This is a genomic window from Maribellus maritimus, assembly GCF_022267315.1.
GTDB lineage: Bacteria > Bacteroidota > Bacteroidia > Bacteroidales > Prolixibacteraceae > Draconibacterium > Draconibacterium maritimum.
On record NZ_JAIKLE010000083.1, the window covers coordinates 1 to 6142 of the forward strand.

General features: G+C 35.1%; 5 protein-coding genes. All 5 read left to right on the forward strand.

All coding sequences use genetic code 11. The features are described 5' to 3' along the window. Window position 1: 1 nt before the first annotated feature. The 5 genes from K5G00_RS30305 (at window position 2) to K5G00_RS28585 (ending at window position 5955) form a co-directional block, all read left to right on the forward strand. The gene (locus K5G00_RS30305) at window positions 2-166 is read left to right on the forward strand and encodes a DUF3244 domain-containing protein (RefSeq protein WP_394800890.1); all 165 of its coding nucleotides are present in this window, start codon (window positions 2-4) and stop codon (window positions 164-166) included. Between the two features lie 379 nt (window positions 167-545). After that, the gene (locus K5G00_RS28570; RefSeq protein WP_238769910.1) at window positions 546-1562 is read left to right on the forward strand and encodes a hypothetical protein; all 1017 of its coding nucleotides are present in this window, start codon (window positions 546-548) and stop codon (window positions 1560-1562) included. Window positions 1563-1816: 254 nt separating this feature from the next. Then, a complete protein-coding gene (locus tag K5G00_RS28575; RefSeq protein ID WP_238769911.1) occupies window positions 1817-2734 on the forward strand; it encodes a DUF4249 family protein in 918 nt (305 codons plus the stop codon). A 138-nt stretch (window positions 2735-2872) separates the two neighbouring features. Then, window positions 2873-3481: a porin family protein gene (locus K5G00_RS28580; RefSeq protein ID WP_238769912.1), complete on the forward strand. Its 609-nt coding sequence runs from the start codon at window positions 2873-2875 to the stop codon at window positions 3479-3481. A gap of 68 nt (window positions 3482-3549) precedes the next feature. Then, the gene (locus K5G00_RS28585; protein ID WP_238769913.1) at window positions 3550-5955 is read left to right on the forward strand and encodes a TonB-dependent receptor; all 2406 of its coding nucleotides are present in this window, start codon (window positions 3550-3552) and stop codon (window positions 5953-5955) included. Window positions 5956-6142: the final 187 nt, after the last annotated feature.

The window sequence follows — 6142 nt, forward strand, 5'->3', positions numbered from 1 at the left end:
AGTGTTTTATGCTACATCGGGTGACATCGTTTATGAAGCTAATATAAATACACAAACACAGGAGTATATCTCAATTGATGTATCTGATTGGGAATATGGCATCTATCAGGTTCGTTTTGTATGTTCAACAGGGCAGTATATGTATGGCACATTCGAAATTGAATGAGTTGTTTCACAAATTACTTATTTTATACCCTAAAAGCTAAAGATGAACAATTTAACAAGGTATATTTTCATTTCTTAGTGTCGCGACAAAATTGTTTTTCGGTATAAAAAGAGATCATAATAAAAATAAGAGCAAGGATAGGCTTGCCACCTATGCTTGCTCATTAAAAGTGTTATAACTACAAAATGTAGCTGCGGGCAAAGATAAAAAAAGAATAATTTTAACCGTTAAAAATAATTTCTAACAGTTAACCGTAGCAGATAAGCACCGAAAACAAAATCCCCTTGTTATAGTTTTTTGCAAAAAAAGATCAACTGCCGAAGAGGGTGAAAATAGGCAGAACGTACTCTATTATTTTTAAATTCAAATTAAGACCCAAATGAAATACTTTTTAAAGATTAGCTTAATTCTTATTGTTTCAATATTTCTTATTTATTCATGTTCGGAAGAACAAGAAGAAAGTTTCCAAACTATTGATAAAGAAATTGCTCAAATTGATTACAATAGTGATGGCGTAAAAGTTGTTGACGATGTTGTTTATTTCAAAAATGCCAAAGCTTTCGCTAAAACAATGCAAGCACTTAATGAAAAAAAAGAAAAAGACCTCGAAAACTGGGAAATAGAAAACGGTTTTGCTGCTTCCTACAGAAAAGTTCTTAATGGGACATCTAAGGATAGTTTAATTTATTTGACAGAAACAGATTCCGCTTTCTCTTACATTATTGAATCTCCGGAATTTGCTACTGTCGTTAATGAAGACGGGGTATTTGTTATCGGAGATACAATACATAAAATCACGTACTCAGTAGAATACATGATTCCAGATCTGGACTTTTCAGCTTTGTCTGCAATTGATTTAGGAGACATTACAAAATCCGCTAAATCAAATATAGTAACCTATGAAATTACACGTCAAAAGCTTACTCCTGTTTGTTTAAAATCTGCGGCAGTAACAGAAAGTTACATAATGGGGAGTCGACTACTCAGAAAAAATTACAACACTGATCCATTGGTTTTTATGAACGATGAAGGTGACTTGCTTGAAAAAATTAGCGCCCACTTACATGCCTGGTGTAATAACTATTCTAATTATAGTGAAATTGGGGTTAAAATTGTTGGTAGAAAAAGGGGAACTTTTGGGTGGCGAAATGATAATATGTGGTATGCAGCAGTATCTGCTGAAACAACCTACCTCCAATCTTATTCTGCTGATAATTATACAGGCGTTATTTATGAAAAAACTTATTCAAGAAGCGGAACAAATGAATCTACCGTAGGAGGTAATATTGTTACGAATAGCGGGCAGACTTATTTTCGCTGTATGGAGCTTAATTGTACTTACACTTATCAGGATGACTATTCACAAACTGGCGTTTGGGAAATAACATGGGAATAGCAGAATATTACAATTTGACAGGGCAATTTTTGTTGCCCTGTAGCCCTTTTTATCTTTCTATCAGGGAGAAATTCTGTTCCAATCCTTTATTGAGAAAATAGATGTGGCAATACCATCGGCTAAAGCTGCAATCAGAATAATCATTTTTTCTATGAGGTAACCCTTATACCTGTGCACAATATTTAGAATAAATTAACCGTATTTTTATGTACTAATAATTATGACAACTCAAAAACAGATAATCAGGGGTTAACATGACAGTATTAAAATACAAGTTTTTTATAGAGGAAATTAAAAAGTGCCCATCGCTTTTCTTTTTTTTTATGAGTTGTTTTATGTTTCATTCCTGTATAGAGAAAACAGAAGTAGAGATACCATCGCTTGAAGAAGGTTCGAAACTGGTGGTTTACGGGGCAATAACGCCAGGAAGGGATGTTAATGTATTTGTGGCCAAAACATTTCCTTCGTCAACTGATAGTATTGTTGCCATAGAAGACGTTTATTTGTTTAACGCCGATGTTTTTTTATATAAACAAAACAGGGACGACAGCATCCGTTTACAGCTTACAAACGATACAGTACCTTATTACTCCTGTTCCAAAGAAGACATCGAACTGTTAAAGGGTGAGACCTATAAGTTATATATAAGTGTTGATGGTTATACTCCTGTTGTGGCAAGTACTACTATTCCCGAAAATGCAGCAGTATGGGAAGATGATTTGAGATTAATAACTATCAGCTTAGAAATTGATGGCAGTTATTACGACGAATATAAATTTATAGGCTCATGGAAAATCCCTTCAGGAAATAAATACCAGTTTGTTTCGACTAATTTCTTTTTCTCAACTGTTCGCATAGCATATGGTTATAATTTTAATTATAACATAAAAGACAGTATAGCGTTGTTTGAAAGCGAAACATTTCCCACCTGGGAAAGTTATGAACATTCAACTTGTATTACGCTTATAACTGCCGATAAACATTTATATAAATATGCCGAAAACTATATTTTTTTCAACGAAGTTACCGATGATTTGCACTATAATACCGATGGGATGTATTTAGATCTATTCAGGGGAATAATGCCGGAATATACGAATATTAAAGGCGGCTATGGCATATTTGGAAGTTACCTGGAAGACACGCAGGTTATTTATGAATCTGGTAATTAATCAAGATTAAAAAGGCAATAACACAACTAAAAACAGGTTATAATGAAATTAGTATGCGCTGCAAATGAGATGATCTTCCGTCGGCCAACGGACATGAGAAATCCATGCAATGCTTTTTAAACAAACATTTTTAATCAGATGAAAACAATTTCAATTTTATTGTTGGTATTATGTCTTTTTATAAAAGTTAATGCACAAGTGTCTTTAGCCCCTAAAGCAGGTGTAAATATGGCCCGGTTTATTGGCAATGATAACGATAAGGATCCGCAAAGAATTGTATTGCCCCAGGTTGGGTGTATAGTAAATATCGATTTCAATGAAACATTTGCCTTGCAACCCACCCTTTTATACTCGGTGAAAGGGGAAAAAATGAAGTCTTACGAGGGAACCCATAGTAAATATTATTTTCACTACCTAGAAATGCCTGTAAACGCTGTGTATTCCATAACATTGGTGAAAAATAAATTTCAGGTTTTTGCTGGCCCTTATTGGGGCTATTGTTTAAAAGCTAATTTAGAAAGTGGAGGTATTAATACCTCTAATTTAAGTGTAGGCAATTCCGATAGTGATGTTTATAAACCTTTTGATTTTGGATACAATGCCGGGGTTGGCTACCGGTTCCGTAATCTCCAGGTACAAGCCGGGTACGCAGGGTCATTTGCTACAATTTCCAATTACGGGGATTTAAAAAACAGCATTTTTTCGGTGACGTTTGCATATTTTCTTGGACTTAGCAGAAAAGAATAGAAAAACCAGATATTTTAATTGTTGATACCCCCTTGTTTAACACACAAAGATTTATAAATATTTTTACCATGCTCCAAAAAAAGGTTTTCTTTTATATAGCTACTATTTATCTGTCGTTATTATGTTATAACGCAACAGCCCAAAACTTTCATAAAATAGAATTTATTGTCAGGGATTCGCTAACGCAACAACCATTAACAAATGTTTTGGTTAACATCCCCAAAATTGACACAGTAACAGAAACCAATGAGCAAGGACAGGTATCTTTGAATTTGCTGCAAAATAATTATGTGATAATTGTTAACTACCCTGGAAATAAACCAAAGCATTTTCAACTAAACCTGGAAAAAGATACTGTAATAATCGTATTTTTGTCATCCCGCGTCAGACACTACCTGATTCCGGAAGTTGAAGTTACAGGAAACCATTTTGATAAGAGTGAAAATGTGTACGCCGGACTCGAAAGGGTCAGGCCGCTGACAATTAAGTCATTTCCTTCTTTGTTCGGGGAAAAGGATGTTGTAAAGACATTAAGTTCCTTGCCCGGTGTTGCACAGGGAAGCGAAGGGGCTGCCGATATTTATGTACGGGGCGGAACAACCGATCAAAACCTCTTTCTTATTGACGGGAATATGATATACCACCCGTCACATTTGTTTGGCTTTTTTTCGTCGGTCGTGCCCGACATTATCGAAGAGGTTGATTTTTATAAGGGCAGTTTCCCAGTCAATTACGGAGGTAAATTATCGTCGGTAATCGATATTAAAACTAAAGACCCTTTACAAGATACTTTCAACGTCAAGGCGGAACTAAGTACATTGTCGGGTAAAATTACACTGGAAGCGCCTGTTATAAAGGATAAAACAAGTATTCTGCTTTCGGCAAGGACAACCCATTTCGATAAAATCATTAAGGCTTACATATCAGGTGAAGACTATTCTGTTGCGGGTTTTTATGAACTTTTTGGCAAAGTAGACCATAAAATAAACGAGGGCAACAGTTTAATGGTCGATTTATATTTCGACAGGGACTATTATCTCCAGGGGGGAGAAACTGAGGGAAATGCCGATAACGACCATTTAAAATGGAAAAACCAATTTGTAAGTGCAAAATACACACATGTATTCCCGGCAAATGGCACACTCTCGGCAACAGCAGGATGGACAAAATATAAAATGCAAATACTTGAAGAATCGTCAAAAAAAGATTCCACACTGAATTATACAAAAGATTTTAACTCGTATATTGATGATAAATACCTGAAGTTGTTGTTCGAAAAAAAATCGGACAACCAATTAAACCTTCTTTTGGGCGCCGATTATATCGTCCACGACATTTCACCTGCAACAGTTTATAGCACTTATTCCGACACGACCTATACCCAGTCCATTATTCCCTCGAATATTTTTTATGAAATCAGTGCCTATGCATCCAATTTTTTTTTACCTTATCCAAACCTGAAAATACAAACTGGGGTAAGGTTTAGCTGTATGATAAATAAATCCTCTCGATGGTATTCATTAGACCCCCGGCTTAATGTTCAATATTTGCTCAAAAATGACAATTCGGTCAAGCTATCCTATACAAAAGTTTCACAGGCAATACATTTGTTGACAAATCCAGGGCTTGGGATGCCGATAGATATTCATATTCCTTTTTCCGATGATTATGAGCCGGAATATGCACACCAATATTCGATAGCAACAAATCTCAAAAAGAAAATACACGGCAGGATGTTTTATTTCACAGCCGAAGCCTACTACAAGCAGATGAAAAATATTGTATCCTACCTTCCAGGGAAAAGTTCACGCAACTTTACTGCAATTATATCGAATAAAAAAGACATTGACGAGATTGTTACAACAGGGCAGGGCAAATCTTATGGGATTGAGTTGCTTTTAGAGAAGCCTTTCGGGAAGTTAAACGGGAGGATGGCCTATACCCTTTCGGGAATCAAACATCAGTTCGGCGAGTTAAACAATGGCAAGGAGTTTTACGCGCAACACCATCGCCCACATAATTTAGTGATGGTTGCTTCCTACAATTTTAACCAAAAGCATATTTTATCGGCCAACTTTAACTATATGTCAGGAGCAAGAACAACCCTGCCTATTTTTTTGTATAACCAGTATTATTTTGGAATTGCGGGTGGGTATACATATGATTTACCTCACGGAGGAGTACCTTTTTATGCACAAAGCGAAATAAACGAATATAAAATGAAAGATTTCCATACATTAAGTCTCTCATATTTATATAAATTCAGGAAAAGAAGATGGAATGGCGAATGGGAATTTAGTGTATACAATGTATATAACAGAAAAAACCCTTACTACTATTATCTTGATTATAAATATGTATTTATCGATAACGATGATAGTAAAACAGGCTTTAGTACAGTAACAAAACCTGCATTAGTGTATGTTTCGTTATTTAGGATGATCCCTTCGGTTACTTTTAGGATGAGCTTTTAACAATGATATACAAAAATTTGAATTGGAATTTACTTTACAAAACATTAAACAAATTAACCAGTGATTTCTTTGTACTGTTAAAAAATGAACTTCCACAACTTGACGAATCTGAATTCCGTATTTGTTGTCTAATCTATGTTGAGTTTAACAATACAGAGATTGCTATTATTTTAAGTTATAGCGTCAA